This window comes from Halomonas halophila (assembly GCF_030406665.1).
Lineage (GTDB): Bacteria > Pseudomonadota > Gammaproteobacteria > Pseudomonadales > Halomonadaceae > Halomonas > Halomonas halophila.
In genome coordinates this window covers 1,078,008-1,099,549 of record NZ_CP129121.1, presented here as the reverse complement: position 1 = coordinate 1,099,549, position 21,542 = coordinate 1,078,008, and the positions used below count along the sequence as shown (strand labels likewise).

The following is a 21,542-nucleotide window of genomic DNA, read 5'->3' as shown; positions in this document are numbered from 1 at the left end:
AACCGCGGCGCAGGGCGTCAGGCGACGCGAACGGGGGTCTTGGCTTGCTCGGAGCGCGCATGGCCACTCTCCTCTTGTGTATTGGCATCGGGCGTCTGGGAATCGGTATCGGCGCCGGCGTCGACGGTGTCCGAAGCATGCTCCTCTAGCAGCGACTTGAGCTCGGGAATGCAGCTGCCGCACTGGGTGCCGCAGGCGAGCCGCGCACCCAGCGCCTCGACGCTGGCGTCGCCGGCGCGGATGGCCTCGACGATGGTCGTCTGGCCCACCTGATGGCAGCTGCACACCAGCGGGCCGACATCGGCCTCGCCGGCGTCGCAGCCGGCCAGCAGCCGACGGCGCGCGTCGCCCTCGAGCGCGTCCTCGGCGAAGCGCGCGTCGAGCCAGGCCAGACCCGGCAGTTCGGCGGGCGGCGCCACCATCAGCCACCAGCGCAGCCGGCCGCCCTCGAGGCCCGCGGCGCGCAGCCGGCCGCCGGCCGGATCGTCGCTCCACAGGGTCGGCGCCGTAGGCAGCCAGTGGCGTGCCCAGGCCAGCCAGTCTCTCTGGTCGCCAGGCTCGCCCCCGGCCAGCTGCCAGCGCTGGCAGTGGGCCAGCGGGATGCGCGCCCAGTAGGCGCCGTCGTCGCGGCCCTCGAAGTCGCCGGCCTCGCCGGATTCGCCGGGGGCGATCAGCAGGGTCGCCTCCCAGCCCACCGCCAGCGGCGCCAGGCTCACCGCGCCGTGCTTCGATTCAGGCTGGCCGGAGATCGGGTCGAGATGGGCGGCGAGCAGGCTGCCGGTGCGCGCCGCGCCGCTGAAGCGGTCGGTCCAGTGCATGGGCACGAAGGCCTCGCCGCGGCGCTGGCCCTTGGTCAGTCTTACCCGGGCGCTATACTCGCCGCCGGCGCCGGTCAGCTTCGCCAGCTGCTGGTCGCCCACGCCGAACGCCGCCGCGTCTTCCGGAGTGATCTCGATGAAGGGCTCGGCGCGGTGATTCATCAGCCGCGGCGCCCGGGCGGTGCGGGTCATGGTGTGCCACTGGTCGCGCACCCGGCCGGTGTTGAGGCGCAGCGGGCGCTCGGCGCTGAGCGCCTGCTCGGGGCCGCGCGGTCGCACCGGCAGCAGTCGTGCCCGGCCGTCCGCGGTGGCGAAGCGGCCGTCCTCGAACAGCCGTGCGGTGCCACGGGGCGATGCGGCGGTCACCGGCCACTGGATCGGCGCCAGGGCGTCATAACCGGCGCGGTCGAGCTCCGCCAGCGCCGAGATGTCGAACAGCCGCGCCTCGCTGCCCGGGACGCCGGGGGCGTTCTCGAAGCCGGAGAGCCGCGCGTGCTCGGCGAAGATATCGCCGGGGTGGCTGTAGTCGAAGGCCTCGCCGAAGCCCAGCCGGCGCGCCGCCTCGCAGACGATCCACCAGTCGTGGCGCGCCTCCCCGGGCGGCGGCAGCATGCCGCGCTGGCGCGAGATGCGCCGCTCGGAGTTGGTCATGGTGCCATCCTTCTCCGACCACGACGACGCCGGCAGCACGATATCGGCATAGGGCAGCAGGTCGGTGTCGGCCATGCATTCGGAGACGATCACCAGCGGGCACTTCTCGAGCGCCGCCCGCACCCGATTGGCGTCGGGCAGGCTGACCGCCGGGTTGGTGGCCATCACCCACAGCGCCTGGATCTCGCCGCGCTCGATGGCCTCGAACAGCGCCACCGCCTTGTGCCCCGGCGCCTCGGGCAGGCTCGGCGTCAGATGCTCGGTGGCCCAGAAGCGCGTCACGCGGTCGGGGGCGCCGACCGAGTCGTAGTCCATGTGGGCGGCGAGCTGGTTGGCCAGCCCGCCCACCTCGCGGCCGCCCATGGCGTTGGGCTGGCCGGTGATCGAGAAGGGCCCGGCGCCGGGCAGGCCGATCTTGCCGCCGGCCAGGTGGCAGTTGATGATCGCCTGGCACTTGTCGGTGCCGCTGGACGACTGGTTGATGCCCTGGGAATAGAGGGTCACCACGTGCAGCTGGCTGGCGAACCAGTAGAAGAAGGTCTCCAGGCGCTCGGCGTCGACGTCGCAGTCGGCGGCGATGGCCGAGATGGACACGTCGTCCTCGCGGGCCGCGGCCAGGGCCTCGTCGAGCCCGGCGGTATGCTGCACCAGATAGACGTCGTCGAGCCGGCCCTTGTCGGCCATCCACGCCAGCAGGCCGGTGAACAGCCGGGCATCAGTGCCGGGCCTGAGTCCCAGATACAGGTCGGCGATCTCGCAGCTGTCGGTGACCCGCGGGTCGATCACAACCACCCGCATCAGCGGGTTGCGGCTCTTGGCGGTGCGCAGCCGCTGGTAGAGCACCGGGTGGTTCCAGGCCAGGTTGGAGCCCACCAGTACCACCAGCTCGGCCTCCTCCAGGTCCTCGTAGCTGCAGGGCACGGCATCGGCGCCCAGCGAACGCTTGTAGGCGGCCACCGCCGAGGCCATGCACAGCCGCGAGTTGGTATCCAGGTGCGGCGTGCCGAGAAAGCCCTTGAACAGCTTGTTGGCGACGTAATAGTCCTCGGTCAGCAGCTGGCCGGAGAGATAGGCCGCCACGGCGTGATCGCCGGCGGATGCTCGGGTGGCCTGGAGGCGGCTGGCCACCGCATCGAGCGCGGTGTCCCAGTCGACCTCGACGCCATCGACCCGTGGCCGCGTCAGGCGGCCATGATCGCCCAGGGTCTCGGCCAGCGCCGCCCCCTTGACGCACAACCGCCCGTGGTTGGCCGGGTGGTCGCCGTCGCCCTCCACGTCGGTGATTCGTCCGCCCTCGATGTCGGCGGTCACGCCGCAGCCGACGCCGCAGTAGGGGCAAGTGGTGCGCGCCTGTTGCATGGTGCTCTCCTCGATCGCGATCGCAGGTCCCGAAACGACGACGCCCACCGCCGCGCCGGGTAAGCGCGGGGGTGGGCGTCGTTGCCGTGGATCGCCGCCATGGCGATCCGGGAGTCTCTTTCCCCGATAGAAGCAATCGGTGTGCCAGACGGACGAAAAGCGCCGCTTCTCAGACCGGCGCGTCCGGGGTATCGACGTCGCCTGCACCAGACTGCCGCGTTTTCCACCGCACTCCGCGCCCTCATGGTGCAGGATTCGACACAACGAGGACGCCTCGCCGCCCGGGCATTGGCGACGCAGATGCTGGAACGTCTCTTGCATGACCAGGGTTGACCGTTTCCGCCATCACGAGCCCTATGCCATGCCCCAGCCCTTGCGAATCCTGCTGGTCGACGACGAGAGCGTCCGCGCCGCCATGGTCGAGGAGGCCCTCGGCCAGGAGGGGCACGAAGTGATCTGCCACCTGCAGAGCCCGGCCAGCCTCAACGACATGGTCGAGCGCCACGCCCCCGACGTGGTGATCATCGACATGGAATCCCCCGACCGCGACACCCTCGACAGCATGTCGCAGCTGCACCGCCAGAACCCGCGGCCGGTGGTGTTCTTCGCCGACCAGCACGACCCCGACTCCATGCAGGCCGCCCTCAAGGCCGGCGTCAGCGCCTACGTCGTCGACGGCCTGGTGCCGACCCGGGTCCGGGCGATCCTCGAGGTCGCCGTGGCCCGCTTCGACGCCTTCCAGTCGATGCGCCAGGAGCTCGACCGCACCCGCACCCAGCTGGCCGACCGCAAGCGCATCGAGAAGGCCAAGGGAATGCTGATGAAGCACCAGGACTGCGACGAGCCCCAGGCCTATCAGACGCTGCGCAAGCTGGCCATGGACCGGGGCCAGCGCATCGGCGAGGTGGCCGGCAACGTGATCGATATCCTCGAAGGACTGGAGAAAGGCCTATGAGCATGTCCCAAGCCCCCGAGCTTTCCCGCCTGACCCTGGGCATCGTGCCACTGCTGGACGCCGCCCTGCCGATCGTCGCCCGGGAAGGCGGCTTCTTCGCCGCCGAGGGGCTCGAGGTCACGCTGTCGCGGGAGAGCGCCTGGTCGACCCTGCGCGACAAGCTCGCCGCCGGGCTGCTCGACGGTGCCCAGCTGCTGGCCCCGCTGCCGCTGGCCATGAGCCTCGGCGCCTCCGGCACGCCCTGCGACGTCCTGGCGCCGCTGGTACTTGGCCGCCACGGCAATACGCTGGTGCTGTCCCCCTACTGGTCGGAGGGCATGGCCGCGCCCCTGGACGACTCCCCCGGCGGCCGCGACCCGGCCGTCAACGCCCGCGACTTCGCCGAACGGCTGCGCCGGCGCGGCACCACACGCCCACGGCTGGCCATGGTGCATCCCTTCTCCAGCCACCACTACCAGCTGCGCGACTGGCTGGCCCTGGGTGGCCTCGACCCCGACACCGACGTCGAACTGGTCGCCCTGCCGCCGTCGCGCATGGTCGAGGCCCTCGAACAGGGCCGCATCGACGGCTTCTGCGTCGGCGAGCCCTGGGGCAGTCAGGCCGCACAGCGCGGCGGCGGGCGCATCGTCGCCACCGGCGCCCAGCTGTGGCCGGGCCATCCCGAGAAGGTGCTCGGCGTGACCCATGACTGGGCCGAGCGCCACCCGGCCACCCTCGCGGCCCTGATCCGCGCCCTGATCGCCGCCGCCGACTGGCTGTCCGAGGCGCCCGAGCACCGGCGCCTGGCGCGCGACTGGCTGGCCCTGCCGCCCTACCTGGACCGCGCCATGGATCATCTGCCGACGCTGCCGCTGGACGAGCCGCCGATCGAGCAGCGCCTCACCGGGCTGCGCCCCGGGGCCGACGAGCTGGCCCGGGTGGTGGAGCATCTGGCCCGCCAGCTCGGCGAGCCGCTCGACCGTGCCGCGGTCGAGACCTGCTACAGCCCCGTGCATATCGATGCCGCGACGCACCAGGAGCGTGCATGACGACCGCGACTTCATCCGTCCCGCGCCGGCCATCGCCCGGGAGATTTCACCCAACTCACTGACATTGCGGTTCTTTACTGGCGACTGGCCCGATCCTTGATAGGAACAGGTCAGAACGGCGGGCCCAGGCCCCCGGCGGTCAACGGCGATCGCACCTCGAAGTATCAGACGAAGACGTCTCCACGCTCCCCAATGCCGGGGAGCGTCGAGGCGTCTTCTGCGTTTATGGAGGGAGTCCGTGATGCACTCCGATGACCCGACACCCGATGCCCCGTCGCGCGACGAGGGGCCTCCGACCATCGATCACCTGGTGATCGTCGGCAGCGGCATGGCCGGCCAGCGGCTGGTCGAGGCGCTGGTCCAGCGCGAGGGCGCGCCGCGCCGCATCACCCTGATCGGCGCGGAGGCCTGCCCCGCCTACAACCGCATCCTGCTGTCGCCGCTGCTGGCCGGCGAGATGGAACGCGAGGCGCTGACTCTGCGCGGCGCCGACTGGTACGCCGAGCACGGCGTCGAGCTGGTGCTCGGCGAGCGGGTCGAGCGCATCGACCGCGCCGCGCGCCGCCTGACCACCGCCGGCGGCCGCGAGATCGCCTACGACCGCCTGGTGCTGGCCACCGGCTCCACCCCCGCCCTGCCGCCGGTCGATGGCCTTGAGCTCGACGGCGTCCACGCCTTTCGCGATCTGGACGACGCCGCCGCCCTGACCCGCGTCGCCGAGCGGGGTGGCCGCGCGGTGGTGATCGGCGGCGGCCTGCTGGGCCTGGAGGCCGCCGAGGGATTACGTAAAAGAGCGCTTCACAAGCGCGCCCGAGAACAGGACGGCATGTCGGTGAACGTGCTCCAGCGCGCCTCGCGGCTGATGAACCGCCAGCTCGACGCCACCGCCGCCGGCCTGCTCGAGGCCGAGCTCGAGGGCCGCGGCCTCGAGATCGTCACCGGCGCCGACCTGGAACGCCTGGAGGACGACGGCCGGGGTCGCGTCTGCGCCGTGCGCCTGGCCGACGGCCGGCGGCTGGCCGCCGACTGCGTGGTGCTGGCCATCGGCATCGCGCCCAGCGTCGAACTGGGTCGCCGGGCCGGTCTCGAGGTCCACCGCGGCATCGTCGTCGACGACAGCCTGACCAGCAGCGACCCGGCCATCCACGCCCTGGGCGAATGCTGCGAGTTCGAGGGCCGCACCTATGGCCTGGTCGAGCCGATCTGGCGTCAGGTCGAGGTGCTGGCCGCCCACCTGTCACCTCATTCCAGCAACACGACGCCCGACGACGAGACGCCGCGCTACGTCGAACGGCCATGTGCCACCAAGCTCAAGGTCAGCGGCATCTCGCTGTACGCCTTCGGCCCCATCGAGCCCGACGACGACCACGAGGTGCTGACCTACCACGACCCCGAACACGGCGACTATCGCCGGCTGCTGCTGCGCGACGGCCGCCTCGAGGGCGCCGTGCTCTACGGCGATACCGCCGCCGGCCCCTGGTACTTCGCCGAGGCGCTGGCCGGCCGCAATCTCGACGCCTGCCGTCAGGCGCTGCTGTTCGGCCCGGCCGATGCCAGGGCCCTGCTCGACGCCACGAATGCCGCGACACCGAATCCCGCCACGCCCCACGCCCAGGACCGCTCCCCGCAGGAGGAAGCCGCATGAACACGCCCAGCCAAGCGAATCCCCCGCTGATCATCATCGGCAACGGCATGGTCGGCCATCATCTGGTCGAGCAGCTCATCGAACGCGGCGCCACCGAGCACTACCGCATCACGGTGTTCGGCGAGGAGCGCCACCGCGCCTACGACCGCGTCCACCTGTCCGAGTACTTCACCGGCCGGGACGCCCAGTCCCTGGCCCTGTGCGACGCCGACTTCTACGCCGAGCACGGCATCGAGCTGCGCCTGGCCGAGGAAGTCACCGCCATCGACCGCGACGCCAGCGAGGTGATCACCGACCGGGGCCGCTATCCCTATGCGCGACTGGTGCTGGCCACCGGCTCCTTCCCCTTCGTGCCACCGATTCCCGGCCATGAGCGCGACAACTGCCTGGTCTATCGCACCCTCGACGACCTCGACGCCATCCGCGCGGCGGCCGAAGACGCCACCACCGGCGTGGTGGTCGGCGGTGGCCTGCTGGGCCTGGAGGCGGCCAACGCCCTGCGCGGCCTGGATCTCGACACCGCCGTGGTCGAGTTTGCTCCCCGACTGATGCCGATGCAGGTCGACGCCGAGGGCGGCGAGCTGCTGCGCGAGAAGATCGAGGCGCTGGGCGTGCAGGTGCTCACCGACCGCGCCACCCAGCACATCGAGGACGGCCGGGCCAGCCGCCACCGCATGGTGTTCCAGGACGACAAGGTGCTGGAGACCGACCTGATCGTGTTCTCCGCCGGTATTCGCCCCCGCGACCAGCTGGCCCGCGACTGTGCGCTGGACATCGGCGAGCGCGGCGGCGTGGTGATCGACGACCGCTGCCTGACCAGCGACCCGGCGATCCTCGCCGTCGGCGAGGTGGCGCTGTGGCAGAACAGCATCTTCGGCCTGGTGGCCCCCGGCTATCAGATGGCCAAGGTCGCCGCCGACACCCTGCTGGGCGGCGAGCTGACCTTCGAGGGCGCCGACATGAGCACCAAGCTCAAGCTGCTCGGCGTCGACGTGGGCGCCATCGGCGACGCCCACGGCAATCGCAGCCCCGGCGCCCGGACCTTCCGCTACCTTGACGAGATCAAGCAGGAATACCGCAAGCTGGTGGTCTCCGGCGACGGCAGGAAGCTGCTCGGCGCCATGCTGGTGGGCAACAACGACGCCTACGACACCCTGATGCAGGTCTACGCCAACGGCCTCGATCTGCCCGAGGATCCGGCGGCACTGATCGTGCCGTCCTCCGAGGGGGCGCCGACGCTCGGCGCCGACGCCCTGCCCGACGACGCCACCATCTGCTCGTGTCACAACGTCACCAAGGCCGCGATCTGCGAAAGCCTCGACGCCGGCGCCATGGACCTCGGCGCGATCAAGGCCGAGACGAAGGCCAGCACCGGCTGCGGCGGCTGTGCGGCGCTGCTCAAGAACGTGGTCGACCACGAGCTCGAGGCCCGCGGCGTGGAGGTCGATCAGTCGATCTGCGAACACTTCGCCCACACCCGCCAGGCGCTCTACGACATCGTGCGGGTCGAGGGCATCCGGACCTTCGGCGAGCTGATCGACAAGCACGGTGCTTCCCACACCCATCGCCCTGGCGCTTCATCAACCCCGACACTCGGCTGCGATATCTGCAAGCCGGCGGTGGCCTCGATCCTGGCCTCCTGCTTCAACGAGCCGATCACCGACGCCGCGCACATCCCGCTGCAGGACACCAACGACACCTTCATGGCCAACATGCAGAAGAACGGCACCTACTCGGTGGTGCCGCGTGTGCCGGGCGGCGAGATCACCCCGGACAAGCTGATGGTGCTGGGCCAGGTGGCGCAGAAGTACGCGCTCTACACCAAGGTCACCGGCGGCCAGCGCATCGACCTGTTCGGCGCCCGGCTGGAGGACCTGCCCGACATCTGGGGCGAGCTGATCGCGGCCGGCTTCGAGACCGGCCACGCCTACGGCAAGTCGCTGCGCACCGTGAAGTCCTGCGTCGGCAGCACCTGGTGCCGCTTCGGGGTGCAGGACAGCGTGGGCATGGCGATCCGGCTCGAGCATCGCTACAAGGGCCTGCGCTCGCCGCACAAGCTCAAGTTCGCGGTCTCCGGCTGCACCCGCGAGTGCGCCGAGGCCCAGAGCAAGGACATCGGCGTGATCGCCACCGAGCACGGCTGGAACCTGTACGTCTGCGGCAACGGCGGCATGCGTCCGCGCCACGCCGAGCTCTTCGCCACCGATCTCGACGACGCGCAGCTGATCACGATCATCGACCGCCTGCTGATGTTCTACGTGCGCACCGCCGACCGCCTGCAGCGCACCTCGGTGTGGCGTGAGAACCTGGAGGGTGGCCTGGACTACCTCAAGGCCGTGGTGCTCGAAGACAGCCTGGGGATCAATGAGGAGCTCGAGGCGCAGATGCAGACCGTGATCGACAACTATGAGTGCGAATGGGCGGGCGCCATCAACGACCCGGAGAAGCTCAAGCGCTTCCGCAGCTTCGTCAACGATGCACGGCCCGATCCGGACATCATCGTCACCGAAGAGCGCGGCCAGCTGAGACCCGCGTAAGGCATCGCGCTTCCGATAGCTGGATCGACGCCGGGGACAAGCCCAAGCGAGGGGTTTTTGGCCATGGATGGCCAAAGTAGCGCCCAGGGATGGGTTCATAGCGCCCTCGCGTGGCTTGTCGCCGGAGAGTCGACCGCCATTGATACCTGGCCATTCGCTCCCGAGGAATATCCATGACCACCGCAACCGCAGCAGCCCCGACCATGACCCAGACCTGGCAGACCCTGTGCACCCGAGCCGACCTGGTGGCCCACTCCGGCGTCGCCGCCTGGATCGAGACCACCGTGGGAACGGCCCAGGTGGCCCTCTTCTACCTTCCCGGCCACGCCACCGAGCTCTACGCCGTGGATCACCGCGATCCCTTCTCCGGCGCCAACGTCATCGCCCGCGGCATCGTCGGCGATGCACGGGGCGAGCCGGTGGTGGCCTCGCCGCTCTACAAGCAGCACTTCCGTCTCAAGGACGGCCAGTGCCTGGAGGACGAAACGGTCCGCCTGCGCACCTGGCCGTTGCGCCTCGAAGGCGACGCGGTGCAGATCCTGGCCTGACGCTGACCGCACGAATGACGACGACCGGCGCCGGGGGCGCCGGTCGTTCTCGTTGGTACGTTGAGAAAACGTCGATTGTGCATCAGCAGATTTGACCCATGCTGGAATCGAAACCCGCCTATGACGGTCTGATGAAGAGATCGCTGCCATCAAACGAGGAGGTGAGCCCGGAGCCCAGGCCTGCACGTCGCGTCTGTCACGGAACCGACATCCCGCGCTGACAGTGTCGACATCGAGGCGTCATCTGTTGTGACGTCGTCCCGGTGACAATCAGGAGAGCCGCGCCGATGGTACGCATCGACAAGAAAGCCACCCGGCTTTACGTGCTGGACACCAATGTCCTGATCCACGACCCCGCCGCCCTCTACCAGTTCGATGAGCACGAAGTGGTCATCCCCATGACCGTGCTCGAGGAGCTCGACAAGCACAAGAACGGCATCCGCGAGATCGCCCGCACCGCCCGGCAGGTCAGCCGGACCCTCTCGGACCTCACCGCCAACGTCGATCTCAGCCAGATCCGCGAAGGCATTCCCATCCCGCGTCTCAACGGCCCCGAAGGCCGGCTGCGGCTGCTCTGCTACGACGACCTCGAAACCCCGGATCACCTGGAGAACAGCCCCGACAACCGCCTGCTCACCGAGACCTGCCGGCTGCGCGACGAGCGCGCCGACGCCTCGGTGATCCTGGTCACCAAGGACATCAACCTGCGGGTCAAGGCCGCCGCGGTGGGCGTGCCGGTGGAGGACTACCTCACCGACCGCGCCTTCGACGACAGCGACGCCATGCTCGGCGGCGCCCGGGTCTACCCCGAAGCGGGCCACGACGGCCGAGGCCTGTGGGAGAACTTCAAGGCCGACGTGAAGGTCGACCGCGACGACAGCGGCAAGGTGGTGTATCGCCTGAAAGGCGAGATTCCCGCCGACTGGCACCTGGGCATGCTGGTCTCCGACAGCGACGACGAGGCCGGCTTCGAGGCCGTGGTGCGCGAGCTGGGGCCGAAAAACGCTCATCTGGAGCTGCTCACCAACTATCGCCACGGCGCCAGCGTGTGGGGCGTTCACGCCCACGACAGCCGGCAGAACTTCACCCTGAACCTGCTGATGGACGACGATATCGATCTGGTCACCATCGCCGGCAGCGCCGGCACCGGCAAGACCTACATGACCCTCGCCGCCGCTTTCCAGCAGACCCTCGATACCAAACGCTTCGAGCGCATCGTGTTCACCCGGGCGCCGATCTCGATGAGCGAGGACATCGGCTACCTGCCCGGCACCGAGGAGGAGAAGATGTCGCCCTGGATGGGGGCCTTCCACGACAACATGGACAACCTGCTGCGCGACGAGCACGACGGCAGCACCACCTGGAACCAGGAGGCCACGCGCCAGCTGCTGGGATCGCGGGTGCAGATCCGCGCCCCCGGCTTCATGCGCGGCCGCACCCTCAACGACACCTTCCTGATCATCGACGAGGCACAGAACTTCACGCCCAAGCAGCTCAAGTCGCTGCTGACCCGGGCCGGGCGCAACACCAAGATCGTCTGCCTGGGCAACGTGGGCCAGATCGACACGCCCTACCTCACCGCCAACACCTGCGGCATGGCGGCGGTGGTCCAGCGCTTCCGCGACTGGCCCCACGCCGGCCACGTCACCCTGAAGAGCGTCGAGCGCTCGCGTCTGGCCCTGGCCGGCGAGGAGCTGCTCTGACCCCCGAACGTCTCGCCTGAACGACCCGGGCCGGCACCTCTCGGTGCCGGCCCATTGTCATGCAGACGGCGTCTGGCGCCGCGACGAGAGCCGCATCAGTGCCCGCGGTTGAAGGCCTTCTCGATCAGCGCCTCGCTCTCGCTGCCGGCCCCCTTCCGGAGCACCGTGCAGGCCTCGTGATAGAGGCAGACGAAACGCTGGCAGGATGCGCAGTGAACGCGATCGTCAGGGTTCTTGATGCTGGACACCCTCATCACATGGCTACCACAGGCCGGGCAGGCCACCGGTAGGCGAAGGTCTTCGGACAGGGTCATCGGCTTCTCCTTTCCTCGGGATTCCGTGAACGACATCCTGACGCACTCGCCGCGCGTGTGCCACAGGTTCAGAGTCCGATCACGCGATTGAACACGCCGCTCGGCAAGGCGCCGCGGTGGCGACGCCGAACGCGCCGCCCCACTTTCAGCGGCCCAGCCGTGCGGCGATCCAGGGACCGATATCGGCTACCTGCTGTGGGCAGACGGCATGGGGCATCGGGTACTGACGGTAGCGGACCGGGTAGCCCAACGCCTCGAGACGGTCGCGGGCGGCCTGACCCAGCGCCTCCGGCACCACCGGGTCGGCGTTGCCGTGGTGGATCTCGATGGGCAGGTCTCGGTTGGCCGCGGCGGGCTCGAGGCTGTCGACGGTGGCCAGGTAGGTGGACATGGCCAGCAGGCCGCCCAGCCGCTCGGGAAAGGTCAGCGCTGCCTGATAGGCCACGGCGCCCCCCTGGGAGAAGCCGGCGACGATGATGCGCTCGGCGGGTACGCCCTGGGCGATCTGCTCGTGCATCAGGCCCTGAATGCGCTCGGCGGAGGCCTTGAGCTGCGCCTCATCCACGCGGCGATCGAGACTGGCCTCGAGAATGTCGTACCAGGCCGGCATGGTCATGCCGCCGTTGATGGTCACCGGCAGGCGCGGCGCGTGGGGCAGGATGAAGCGGACGTCGAGATCGTCCGGCAGCCCCAGGGCCGGCACCAGCGGCTCGAAGTCGTGGCCGTCGGCGCCGAGGCCGTGGAGGATGAACACGCAGGCGTCGGCGGGTCGTCCGCTGCGTGGCTCGATGATCAGCTCGTCGGGTGCGCTCATGGCTCGTCTCCAGCACAAAAGCGCCACCCTAGCGCAAAGCGTCCGCGTCGGCGAGAGGCGTCAGGCGGCGAACTAGAACGGCCAGACGAGGGGAATCAGCCCCAGCGCCACCGCCGCGGTCAGCAGGTTGAGGGGCGCGCCCACCCGCAGGTAGTCACTGACCCGGTAGCCACCAGGGCCGTAGACCATCAGGTTGGTCTGATAGCCGACCGGGGTCAGGAAGCTGGCCGAGGCGGCGAACATCACCGCCACCACGAAGGGCATCGGGCTCACGCCCAGGTGCTCGGCCGCGGCGACCACCACCGGGAAGCTGATCACCGCCGCGGCGTTGTTGGTCACCAGCTCGGTCAGCAGCGCCACCAGCAGGTAGGTGCCGATCAGCAGCCACCAAGGATTGCCGTCGGCCCAGCCCAGCGCTGTCTGGGCCAGCGCCGAGGCCGCGCCGTTGGCCTCCAGCGCGTGGCCAAGGCCGAAAGAGGCGGCGATGGTCAGCAGCACCTGGGTGTCCATGCCGCGCTTGGCGGCACCGATCGAGCAGCAGCCGGAGAGCACCGCGGCCGCCGCCCCCAGCATGGCCGCGCTGAGCAGGCTGGTGATACCGGTGGCGGCGAGCAGCACCACCAGGGCAAGGATGCTCCAGGCCAGCCAGGCGCGCTCGTGGACCGGCCGCGCCGAACCGTTGACCTGGCTGATCAGCAGGAAGTCCCGGGACTGGCGGTGGCGCTCGATGAACGGTGGGCGTGCCTCCAGCAGCAGCACGTCGGCCGGCTGCAGGCGGATCTGCCCCAGGTTCCCCGCCACCCGTTCGCCGCCGCGGCAGACCGCCAGCACCGCGGCGCCGTAGAGGGTGCGGAAGTGGCCGTCGCGGATGCGCTGGCCGATGAACTGGCACTGATCCGAGACCACCGCCTCCACCAGGCGGCGCTCCTTGAAGTCCTTCTGCAGGCTCGACTCGGCGGGATGCGAGGGCACCAGCCCGCGGATCTGCTGCAGCTCAACGGCGCCCGCCGAGGTGCCGGCGAACACCAGCCGGTCGCCGCCCTTGAGGCGCTCGCCTGGACCGACCACGCTGACCACGTTGCCGTCGCGCTCGATCTCGACCAGGAACAGCTCCTGCAGGTGGCGAAGCCCGGCCTCCTCGACGCTCTTGTCGACCAGCGGGCCGCTCGGGGCCACCTCCATCTCGATGGTGAACTCGCGGGGGTTCTCGAACACGTCGCCGGCGCCGATGCGCGGCGGCAGCAGACGCCGCCCCACCAGCAGCAGATAGGCCAGGCCGACCGCCGCCACGGGCACGCCGACCCAGGCAATGTCGAACAGCTCCATGGACAACGAGGGATAGCGCTCGATCATCAGGCCGTGCACCACCAGGTTGGTGCTGGTGCCCATCAGGGTGATGGTGCCGCCGAGGATGGAGGCGAAGCTGAGCGGCATCAGCAGGCGATGGGCCGGCAGGCCGAGGCGTCGGCTCCAGCTCAGCACCGCGGGGATGAAGGTGGCCACCACGGGAGTGTTGTTGAGAAAGCCGCTCAGCCCGGCCACGGGCAGCACCAGCCGCGCCAGGGCACGTTGCTCGCCCTTGGGACGTCCCAGCACGTAGCGGATGATCAGATCGATGCCGCCGGTCTCGCGAATGCTCGCGACCAGCACGTACATGAAGGCGACGGTGAACAGTCCGCTGCTGGAGAAGCCGGCCAGCGCCTGGTCGGGGGAGACCGCGCCGAGGCCGATCAGCAAGACCAGCGCCCCCATCAGCACCATGTCGGGGCCGATGCGGGTCAACGCCATCATCGGAAAGACGGCGGCGACGACGATGAGCGAGATCCAGGCGTCCGGGGACATGGCGGGCATTCCAGGGAGAGTACGAACTGCCCTATTGTGCCGGTCGCCACATATTCTAAAAAGTTATTTTTAGAAATTCACTTAGATGAAAAGTGAATGATGGCTCGCCCCGCCTCGGCGACGGGGCCAACCGTTACGCAACGTCTCAGCCGATGGCCTTGATGTTGGACGCCTGCAGGCCTTTCTTGCCCTGGGTGACGTCGAAGGAGACCTTCTGGCCTTCCTGGAGAGACTTGAAGCCATCGGCCTGAATCTCGGAGAAGTGGGCGAACAGGTCGTCCCCGCCGTCGTCCGGAGAAATGAAGCCGAAGCCCTTGGTGTCGTTAAACCACTTGACGGTACCGGTCGCCATTTTGCATGCCTCGCATTGCCTGTTGAATCCGCGCGGTGAAGGCGTTTCGCCGCTCCACGTCACGCGGCCTGCGCCCCGATGAGCGCAGACCTGACACTATACCTCAGTCATGACGGCCCCGTTACAACGTTTTGTCGCGCAGCCAGGCGGCGGCCTTCTCGGCGATCATCAGCGTCGGTGAATTGGTGTTGCCGCTGGTGATGGTCGGCATGACGCCGGCATCCACCACCCTGAGGCCGTCCACGCCGCGCACCCGCAGGCGCGAATCGACCACCGCCATGGGGTCGTCGTCACGCCCCATGGCGGTGGTGCCCACCGGATGGAAGATGGTCGTGCCGATCTCGCCGGCCAGCCGCGCCAGGTCCTCGTCGCTCCGGTAGTGCGCGCCGGGCTTGACCTCCTCCGGTGCATAGCGGGCGAAGGCCAGCTGGGCAACGATCCGCCGGGTCAGGCGCAGCGAGTCGGCGGCCACACGGCGATCCTCCTCGGTATCCAGGTAGTTCGGCGCGATGCGCGGCGCCGTGGCCGGATTATCGGCGGCGATGCGTACCGAGCCGCGACTGGTGGGATTGAGGTTGCACACGCTGGCGGTGATCGCCGGGAAGTCGTGCAGCGGCTGGCCGAAGGCTTCGAGGCTCAACGGCTGGACATGGTACTGAAGGTTCGGATGAGGACGCTCCGGCGAACTGCGGGCGAAGGCGCCGAGCTGGGAGGGCGCCATGCTCATCGGCCCCGAACGCTTCAGCAGGTACTCCAGACCGATGCGGGCCTTGCCGCCCCAGCTGGCGGCCAGGGTATTGAGCGTGCTGGCCCCGGTGACCCGATAGACGGCTCGGATCTGCAGGTGGTCCTGCAGGTTCTCGCCCACGCCCGGCAGCGCGTGAATCCTCGGGATGCCGTGCTCGGCGAGCAGTCCCGCCGGCCCGATGCCGGAGAGCTGCAGCAGCTGCGGCGAGCCGACGGCCCCGGCGCACAGCACCACGCTGTGGCGTGCCCGGGCCTCGACGAGCTCGCCCTGGCGGGCGACCCGCACGCCCTCGCAGCGCGGCCGCCCGCCCTGCCCCGCGCCGAAGGTCAGCCGCTGTACCTGGCTGGAGTGCCACAGGGTCAGGCCGTCGCGCGCCTCGGCCTCGCGCAGGAAGGCCTTGGCGGTGTTCCAGCGCCAGCCCCCGCGCTGGTTGACCTCGAAGTAGTCGACGCCGGCGTTGCAGCCACGATTGAAGTCGTCGGTGCGGGGAATGCCGGCCTGCACGGCGGCTTCGGCGAAGTCGTCCAGCACCGGCCACTTGAGGCGCTGGCGTTCCACCCGCCATTCGCCGCCGTGGCCGTGGAAGTCGCGATGCGCGGCGTCGCCATCGCCGCCGGGGTCCAGCCGGTAGTGATCCTCGTGACGCATGAAGTCCGGCAGGCAGCGCTCCCAGCGCCAGGCGTCGTCGCCGGTATGCTCGGCCCAGTGGTCGTAGTCCCGGGCCTGGCCGCGCATATAGATCATGCCGTTGATGCTCGAGCAGCCGCCCAGGGTCCGACCGCGGGGATAGATCAGCGAGCGGCCGTTGAGCCCCGGCGCCGGCTCGGTGCGAAAGCACCAGTCGGTGCGCGGGTTGTCGATGCAATAGAGATACCCCACCGGAATGTGGATCCAGGGGTGGCGATCGCGACCGCCGGCCTCAATCAGCAGCACCCTGACCCCGGGATCGGCGCTCAGGCGATTGGCGAGCAGGCAGCCGGCGGTACCGGCCCCCACGATGATGTAATCGAAGGTCGCGACGACGCTCACGGGCAACGTTCTCCTTGTCGAGTCCGGCATCCAGCGTCGCGCGACCTCCGGCAGCTGTCACTGCGGCCTTGGTCGAGGGAGCGGATCGAGGCCTCAGAGCTCGTGACCCAGCACCACGCGGCAGATATCGGAGAAGCTGCGCGCCTCCGGCAGCGTGGCCACGTCGGTACCCAGCGCGCGACCGATGTCGGCGGCCGAGATCACGCCGCGGATGCGCTGCTGGCCCAGGCGGTCGGCTTCGGTCACCAGCAGGTGCTGATCGCCATAGGCTTCCAGCTCGCGCACCAGCTGACCGATGGACAGGGCCGCCAGGCGCTCCATCGACAGCGCGTGCAGCTCGGCGCAGGGGGTGTGCACCATGCGCACGGTCACGTCCTCGCGGTCGATGCCGCGACGCTGCATGGCCTGGGTGATGAGGCGGCCGCCGATCACGTCACGGGCGTTGAGCACGCCGACGCAATCGCCGTCGTTGTCGACCACCAGCAGCAGGCGTACGCCACCGTGCTCCATGACCTTGCGGGCATCGACGATGGAAGTATCGGCGGGCACGCTCAGCGGCACGACATGCTGGAAGTCGGTCAGCACCGTCAGCGCCGGGCTGTCGGGGGAGAGCCTCGGCGGCATCGGCTTGACGATCGGGGTGTGGGCCGGCAGCACGTCGAGGCGATCGGGAGTGGCGGTCAGGGTAGGCATGGGGAGTGGTCTCCTTTTCTGGTCGAGCCGGCGATCGACGCCGGATGCCTCCACCCTGCGCCCGCCCGGATTAAGAGAACCTTAAGGGATGTCCCGCGGCGGCCCGGCGTTGACACTCGCCCGGCCGCGGCTTGCAATAGGCCTTTCCCCATCGCAATGGAGTGCGAAGATGTCTCGACCGCCCCGCCGTTTTCTCGTCTACGGGCTGACGCTTGCCGGCCTCGCCGCCTGTCTGCTCGGCCTGGCGCTGGCCCCGGGCTGGGGCTGGGGCTGGGGCTGGGCACTGGGTGCCCTGATCCTTGCCGTGCTGGCGGCAATGGGCACCCACGACATCCTTCAGCGCCGACACACCGTCAGCCGCAACTATCCGGTCACCGCCCACCTGCGCTATCTGCTGGAGTCCTTCGGCCCCGAGATCCGCCAGTACTTCATCCAGCGCGACACCGAGGAGGTCCCCTTCTCCCGCGAGCAGCGCAGCCTGGTCTATCGGCGCGCCAAGGGCACCATCGACAAGCAGCCCTTCGGCTCCCTCGAGGACATGCAGGCCCCCGGCTACGAATGGATGAACCCATCGCTGGCCCCGACGACCATCGACGACGACGATTTCCGCGTGACCGTCGGCGCCGGCCGGGCACGGCCCTATGACGTCAGCGTGCTCAACGTCTCGGCGATGAGCTTCGGTGCCCTGTCGCCCAACGCCATCAGCGCGCTCAACGACGGCGCCCGTCGCGGCGGCTTCTACCACGACACCGGCGAGGGCGGCATCTCGCCCTACCATCGCCGCGGCGGCGACCTGGTGTGGGAGATCGGCTCCGGCTACTTCGGCTGCCGCGACGCCGAGGGGCGCTTCGACCCCGACCGCTTCGCCGAGCGCGCCGGCGATGACGCCGTGAAGATGATCGAGATCAAGCTCTCCCAGGGCGCCAAACCGGGGCACGGCGGCATCCTGCCGGCGGCCAAGGTCACCGCCGAGATCGCCGCGACCCGCGACGTGCCCGAGGGCGAGAGCGTGGTCTCGCCACCCGCCCACAGCGCCTTCTCCACGCCCCGGGAGCTGATCGGCTTCATCTGCCGGCTGCGCGAGCTTTCCGGCGGCAAGCCGGTGGGCATCAAGCTGGCCATCGGCCATCCCTGGGAGTGGTTCGCGCTGGTCAAGGCGATGCGCGAGGAAGGCGAACACCCCGACTTCGTGGTGGTGGACGGCGGCCAGGGCGGCACCGGCGCCGCGCCGCTGGAGTTCGCCAATCGGCTGGGCATGCCTCTCACCGACGCCCTGCTGCTGGTGCACAACGCCCTGGTCGGCGCGGGCCTGCGCGAGCGAGTGCGCATCGCCGCCGCGGGCAAGGTGATCAGCGCCTTCGACATCGCCCGCACCATCGCGCTGGGCGCCGACTGGTGCAACTCGGCGCGAGGCTTCATGTTCTCGCTGGGCTGCATCCAGGCCCGAAGCTGCCACAACGATCGCTGCCCCAGTGGCGTGGCGACCCAGAACCCGCTGCGCGGCAGCCGGCTCGACGTGCCGCTCAAGGCCGACCGGGTCGCGCGCTTCCAGGCCGGTACCCGCGAGGCCCTGGCCGAGATGCTGGCCGCCGCCGGACTCCGCCACCCCGGAGAGCTGGGCCCGGAGCACATCATCCGCCGCGTCTCGCGCCACGAGGTTCGCACCCTGGCGACCCTGTTCGACTTCGTGGCCCCCGATGCCCTGATCGAGGGCGATGCGGCTCGCCATGCGATCTTCGCCGACTACTGGGACTTCGCCAGCGCCGACAGCTGGTCGGCGCCGGCCAGCCTGCTGCGGCTGCGCGAGAGCAAGCTGGTGTGAGCGACGCCCGGGCATTCCTCGACGACGCCCGGGATGCAACCGCCCCACGACGATGATAGGCTACGTCGATCCCGGTCATGGGCGGACGCTATCGTCGCCCCATCATCGCGACCGGACGACCCTCGCTGGGGAGTAGCTGGCTCGCGCCCACCGCGCGAGATCGCCTGTCAACATAGTCGGCCAACGCCGTGGCAGGTGAGCCGGCGCGTCGTTCCACACGCCTGTCGTGGGAGCGCCACGCGCCAGGTCGGCGAGACCATCGACGGTACGGCGCCCAAGGCCGGGCGTGTCGTATCGTCGTGGTGAATCGCCCGGCCGGTATGATCGTTGCCATGACCCCGCTGTCCACCACCCTGCTGGCCTTCTCGATGTCCACCGACGCCTTCGCCGCCGCCATCGGCAAGGGTGCCGCCGTCGACCATCCGCGTTTCCGCGAAGCCCTGCGCACCGGCCTGATCTTCGGCGTGATCGAAGGCCTGACCCCGCTGATCGGCTGGGCCCTGGGCCAGAGCGCCCATGAGTACATCTCCCGCTGGGACCACTGGATCGTCTTCGTGCTGCTGTCCGTCCTCGGCGTGCGCATGATCCGCGCCGGCCTCGAGACCCCCGAACCCGACGAGGACGCCCCCGCCGCCAAGCCGGGGTGTCAGGCCTGGTGGCTGATCGCCGCCACCGCCGTGATCACCAGCCTCGACGCCCTCACCGTGGGGATCGGCCTGGCCTTCATGGACGTCAATATCCTGCTGACCGCCCTGGCGATCGGCGCCGCCACCACCCTGATGGCCACCCTGGGCGTGATGCTGGGTCGCCGCCTCGGCGTGATGATCGGCCAGCGCGCCGAAGTGCTCGGCGGGGTGATCCTGATCGGCATCGGCACCGCCATCCTCACCGAACACCTGGGACTGTGGTAAGGATCTGCGGCAGGGGATCTGTGGCAAGAGATCTGCGACAAGAGGACCGTGACGAGCCGCCTCAGTGGCGATGATCGTCAGCCGCCGCGGGGCCCGGGGCGTCGGCACAGCGGCCGCGAGACTCGAGCTGGATGGTCGCGTGGGCCACGTCGAAGCGCTCGAGCAGCACCGCCTTGATCGCCATCAGGGTCGCCTCGCGGTCGGCCTCCTCCTCCACGGCGGCGTGCAGCGACAGCAGATGGCGCCCCGGCGTCATCGACCAGGCGTGGACGTGGTGCACGTCATGCACGCCGTCCAGCCGCTCGGGGAGCTCCTGCTCGATGCGCGCCACGTCCAGCGAGGCCGGCGCGCCCTCCAGCAGGATATGCCCGGACTCGCGAGTCAGCCGCCAGGCGCTGCGCAGGATCAGCGCCGCCACCAGCAACGACAGCAACGGGTCGATCGGTGTCCAGCCGGTGGCCAGGATCACCAGCGCGGCGACGACGGCCGCCACCGAGCCCAGCAGATCGCCCAGCACGTGCAACGCCGCCCCGCGGACGTTGAGGTTGTCGCGGTCGCCCAGGTGGAGGATGGCGAACACCGCCAGGTTGACCACGAATCCCAGCGCGGCGATGACCAGCATCGGGGTGCCGGCTACCTCGACCGGCGAGAGGAAGCGTCGCACCGCCTCGATGGCGATCCAGACCACGATGGCGATCAGCGTCAGGCCGTTGACGAAGGCGGCCAGGATCTGCACCCGGTCGTAGCCGTAGGTGCGGCGGTGATCCGCCGGGCGCCGGCTGAGCCGGGCGGCGAACCAGGCCAGGGCCAGCGCCGCGGTGTCGGTGAGCATATGACCGGCATCGGCCAGCAGCGCCAATGAGCCGGACAGGATACCGCCGGCCACCTCGGCGACCATGAAGCCGCCGGTGAGCGCCACCGCCCAGGCCAGGCGACGCTGGCTGTCGGCCCCGGCGTGATGATGGCCGTGCCCATGGGGGTGGGCATGCGAGTGAGCATGGTCGTGATGGTGAGCCATCGGTCCTATCTCCTGGTCGTCCTTGAATGCGCCCTTCCAGCATAACCCGAGGCCCGTCGCGCGGGCGCACCTTTACCTTTCTGGTGCATTTTGGCACCTTAATGCGCCCTTTTTGTGCACGACAACGACGATGAAGACCTACTTCAACAAGATGCGCGGAAGCCGCTATCGACGCGGCGACGTCGACTGGCGCGACGCCTGCTGGTCATGGCTCGGCGCCTTCGCCGGCATGAGCGCGGTGGCCTGGCTCAGCGAGCAGTGGCTGGACGTCCACCTGCTGGTCGTCGGCTCCTTCGGCGCCACCTCGGTACTGATCTACGCCGCCCCGGCGAGCCCCTTCGCGCAACCCCGCAACGTGGTGCTGGGCAGCATGCTGTCGGCGGTGATCGGCGTGGCCTGTTTCCAGTGGCTGGGCGCCACGGCGATGGCCGTCGCCCTGGCGGTCTCGCTGTCGGTGCTGGCCATGCAGCTGACCGAAACCGTGCACCCTCCGGGCGCGGCCTCGGCGCTGATCGCGGTGATCGGCGGCCCCGAGGTCCATGCGCTGGGCTGGCTCTTCCCGCTGGTGCCGATCGGGCTCGGTTGCACGGTGATGCTGCTGGTCGCCATCCTGGTCAACAATCTGGCCCGCCACCGCCGCTATCCCCTGCACTGGTAGGCGTTGGCCAGGCGTCGGCGGGCGGCGACTCCCTTACGTGGCGCGTTGTCGGCTACCATGGGCTGACCCGAGCAGGGCCTGGCGTGTCGCTCATTCA

At 69.6% G+C, this 21,542-nt stretch carries 17 protein-coding genes; 9 read left to right on the top strand and 8 right to left on the bottom strand.

The window, feature by feature from the left end; all coding sequences use genetic code 11:
* Positions 1–17 precede the first annotated feature (17 nt).
* Entirely contained in the window at positions 18–2,828 is a 2,811-nt protein-coding gene (locus QWG60_RS04950) for a nitrate reductase (RefSeq protein WP_146908321.1), read from the bottom strand.
* A gap of 319 nt (positions 2,829–3,147) precedes the next feature.
* Here QWG60_RS04950 and QWG60_RS04945 point away from each other — a divergent pair, with 319 nt between their 5' ends.
* From QWG60_RS04945 to QWG60_RS04920, 6 genes are all read left to right on the top strand, one after another.
* Positions 3,148–3,783, top strand: a complete 636-nt coding sequence (locus tag QWG60_RS04945) for an ANTAR domain-containing response regulator (protein ID WP_307725200.1) — start codon at positions 3,148–3,150, stop codon at positions 3,781–3,783.
* Positions 3,780–4,811 (top strand): CmpA/NrtA family ABC transporter substrate-binding protein, encoded by a 1,032-nt coding sequence (locus QWG60_RS04940; protein ID WP_146908318.1) that lies wholly within the window; start codon positions 3,780–3,782, stop codon positions 4,809–4,811. Before QWG60_RS04945 ends, QWG60_RS04940 begins: the two co-directional genes overlap by 4 nt.
* A 241-nt stretch (positions 4,812–5,052) precedes the next feature.
* Positions 5,053–6,456 carry an NAD(P)/FAD-dependent oxidoreductase gene (locus tag QWG60_RS04935; RefSeq protein WP_146908366.1) on the top strand — a complete coding sequence of 468 codons (1,404 nt, stop codon included), beginning with the start codon at positions 5,053–5,055 and terminating at the stop codon, positions 6,454–6,456.
* Positions 6,453–8,993 carry a nitrite reductase large subunit NirB gene (nirB, locus tag QWG60_RS04930; RefSeq protein WP_146908315.1) on the top strand — a complete coding sequence of 847 codons (2,541 nt, stop codon included), beginning with the start codon at positions 6,453–6,455 and terminating at the stop codon, positions 8,991–8,993. The genes QWG60_RS04935 and nirB overlap by 4 nt, the downstream gene beginning before the upstream one ends.
* A 173-nt stretch (positions 8,994–9,166) precedes the next feature.
* Positions 9,167–9,541, top strand: a complete 375-nt coding sequence (gene nirD / locus QWG60_RS04925; protein WP_046079077.1) for a nitrite reductase small subunit NirD — start codon at positions 9,167–9,169, stop codon at positions 9,539–9,541.
* 287 nt (positions 9,542–9,828) lie between these two features.
* Positions 9,829–11,244 carry a PhoH family protein gene (locus QWG60_RS04920; protein WP_107181664.1) on the top strand — a complete coding sequence of 472 codons (1,416 nt, stop codon included), beginning with the start codon at positions 9,829–9,831 and terminating at the stop codon, positions 11,242–11,244.
* A 95-nt stretch (positions 11,245–11,339) separates the two neighbouring features.
* Here the strand turns inward: QWG60_RS04920 and QWG60_RS04915 are convergent, their stop codons facing one another.
* The 6 genes from QWG60_RS04915 to QWG60_RS04890 all read right to left on the bottom strand — a co-directional run bounded on the left by QWG60_RS04915 (position 11,340) and on the right by QWG60_RS04890 (position 17,036).
* Positions 11,340–11,558 (bottom strand): hypothetical protein, encoded by a 219-nt coding sequence (locus tag QWG60_RS04915; RefSeq protein WP_035592910.1) that lies wholly within the window; start codon positions 11,556–11,558, stop codon positions 11,340–11,342.
* Between the two features lie 145 nt (positions 11,559–11,703).
* The gene (locus tag QWG60_RS04910; RefSeq protein WP_107181665.1) at positions 11,704–12,372 is read right to left on the bottom strand and encodes an alpha/beta hydrolase; all 669 of its coding nucleotides are present in this window, start codon (positions 12,370–12,372) and stop codon (positions 11,704–11,706) included.
* 72 nt (positions 12,373–12,444) lie between these two features.
* Positions 12,445–14,214 (bottom strand): SLC13 family permease, encoded by a 1,770-nt coding sequence (locus QWG60_RS04905; RefSeq protein ID WP_035592908.1) that lies wholly within the window; start codon positions 14,212–14,214, stop codon positions 12,445–12,447.
* Between the two features lie 145 nt (positions 14,215–14,359).
* Entirely contained in the window at positions 14,360–14,566 is a 207-nt protein-coding gene (locus QWG60_RS04900) for a cold-shock protein (protein ID WP_035592907.1), read from the bottom strand.
* A 121-nt stretch (positions 14,567–14,687) separates the two neighbouring features.
* Complete coding sequence (locus QWG60_RS04895; protein ID WP_246124654.1) at positions 14,688–16,343, bottom strand: GMC family oxidoreductase; 1,656 nt, start codon at positions 16,341–16,343, stop codon at positions 14,688–14,690.
* Between the two features lie 93 nt (positions 16,344–16,436).
* Positions 16,437–17,036 carry a CBS domain-containing protein gene (locus QWG60_RS04890; RefSeq protein WP_046079082.1) on the bottom strand — a complete coding sequence of 200 codons (600 nt, stop codon included), beginning with the start codon at positions 17,034–17,036 and terminating at the stop codon, positions 16,437–16,439.
* A 169-nt stretch (positions 17,037–17,205) separates the two neighbouring features.
* Here QWG60_RS04890 and QWG60_RS04885 point away from each other — a divergent pair, with 169 nt between their 5' ends.
* On the top strand, positions 17,206–18,858 hold the full coding sequence (locus tag QWG60_RS04885; RefSeq protein ID WP_146908308.1) for an FMN-binding glutamate synthase family protein: 1,653 nt from the start codon (positions 17,206–17,208) through the stop codon (positions 18,856–18,858).
* Positions 18,859–19,190: 332 nt separating this feature from the next.
* A complete protein-coding gene (gene mntP, locus QWG60_RS04880; RefSeq protein WP_035592903.1) occupies positions 19,191–19,769 on the top strand; it encodes a manganese efflux pump MntP in 579 nt (192 codons plus the stop codon).
* 61 nt (positions 19,770–19,830) lie between these two features.
* Here mntP and QWG60_RS04875 read toward each other — a convergent pair whose 3' ends face one another.
* Positions 19,831–20,787 carry a cation diffusion facilitator family transporter gene (locus tag QWG60_RS04875; RefSeq protein WP_146908305.1) on the bottom strand — a complete coding sequence of 319 codons (957 nt, stop codon included), beginning with the start codon at positions 20,785–20,787 and terminating at the stop codon, positions 19,831–19,833.
* A 130-nt stretch (positions 20,788–20,917) separates the two neighbouring features.
* Between QWG60_RS04875 and QWG60_RS04870 the strand changes: the two genes are divergently transcribed.
* Entirely contained in the window at positions 20,918–21,445 is a 528-nt protein-coding gene (locus tag QWG60_RS04870) for an HPP family protein (protein WP_035592901.1), read from the top strand.
* Positions 21,446–21,542 lie beyond the last annotated feature (97 nt).

What these genes read in the sequence shown, in the direction of transcription:
- QWG60_RS04900 (WP_035592907.1), bottom strand. Translation starts at nt 14,566, where the DNA reads ATGGCGACCGGTACCGTCAAGTGGTTTAACGACACCAAGGGCTTCGGC.
- QWG60_RS04950 (WP_146908321.1), bottom strand. Translation starts at nt 2,828, where the DNA reads ATGCAACAGGCGCGCACCACTTGCCCCTACTGCGGCGTCGGCTGCGGC.
- QWG60_RS04875 (WP_146908305.1), bottom strand. Translation starts at nt 20,787, where the DNA reads ATGGCTCACCATCACGACCATGCTCACTCGCATGCCCACCCCCATGGG.
- QWG60_RS04935 (WP_146908366.1), top strand. Translation starts at nt 5,053, where the DNA reads ATGCACTCCGATGACCCGACACCCGATGCCCCGTCGCGCGACGAGGGG.
- QWG60_RS04945 (WP_307725200.1), top strand. Translation starts at nt 3,148, where the DNA reads ATGACCAGGGTTGACCGTTTCCGCCATCACGAGCCCTATGCCATGCCC.
- nirB (WP_146908315.1), top strand. Translation starts at nt 6,453, where the DNA reads ATGAACACGCCCAGCCAAGCGAATCCCCCGCTGATCATCATCGGCAAC.
- QWG60_RS04870 (WP_035592901.1), top strand. Translation starts at nt 20,918, where the DNA reads ATGAAGACCTACTTCAACAAGATGCGCGGAAGCCGCTATCGACGCGGC.
- nirD (WP_046079077.1), top strand. Translation starts at nt 9,167, where the DNA reads ATGACCACCGCAACCGCAGCAGCCCCGACCATGACCCAGACCTGGCAG.
- QWG60_RS04915 (WP_035592910.1), bottom strand. Translation starts at nt 11,558, where the DNA reads ATGACCCTGTCCGAAGACCTTCGCCTACCGGTGGCCTGCCCGGCCTGT.
- QWG60_RS04920 (WP_107181664.1), top strand. Translation starts at nt 9,829, where the DNA reads ATGGTACGCATCGACAAGAAAGCCACCCGGCTTTACGTGCTGGACACC.
- mntP (WP_035592903.1), top strand. Translation starts at nt 19,191, where the DNA reads ATGACCCCGCTGTCCACCACCCTGCTGGCCTTCTCGATGTCCACCGAC.
- QWG60_RS04885 (WP_146908308.1), top strand. Translation starts at nt 17,206, where the DNA reads ATGTCTCGACCGCCCCGCCGTTTTCTCGTCTACGGGCTGACGCTTGCC.
- QWG60_RS04940 (WP_146908318.1), top strand. Translation starts at nt 3,780, where the DNA reads ATGAGCATGTCCCAAGCCCCCGAGCTTTCCCGCCTGACCCTGGGCATC.
- QWG60_RS04905 (WP_035592908.1), bottom strand. Translation starts at nt 14,214, where the DNA reads ATGTCCCCGGACGCCTGGATCTCGCTCATCGTCGTCGCCGCCGTCTTT.
- QWG60_RS04910 (WP_107181665.1), bottom strand. Translation starts at nt 12,372, where the DNA reads ATGAGCGCACCCGACGAGCTGATCATCGAGCCACGCAGCGGACGACCC.
- QWG60_RS04890 (WP_046079082.1), bottom strand. Translation starts at nt 17,036, where the DNA reads ATGCCTACCCTGACCGCCACTCCCGATCGCCTCGACGTGCTGCCGGCC.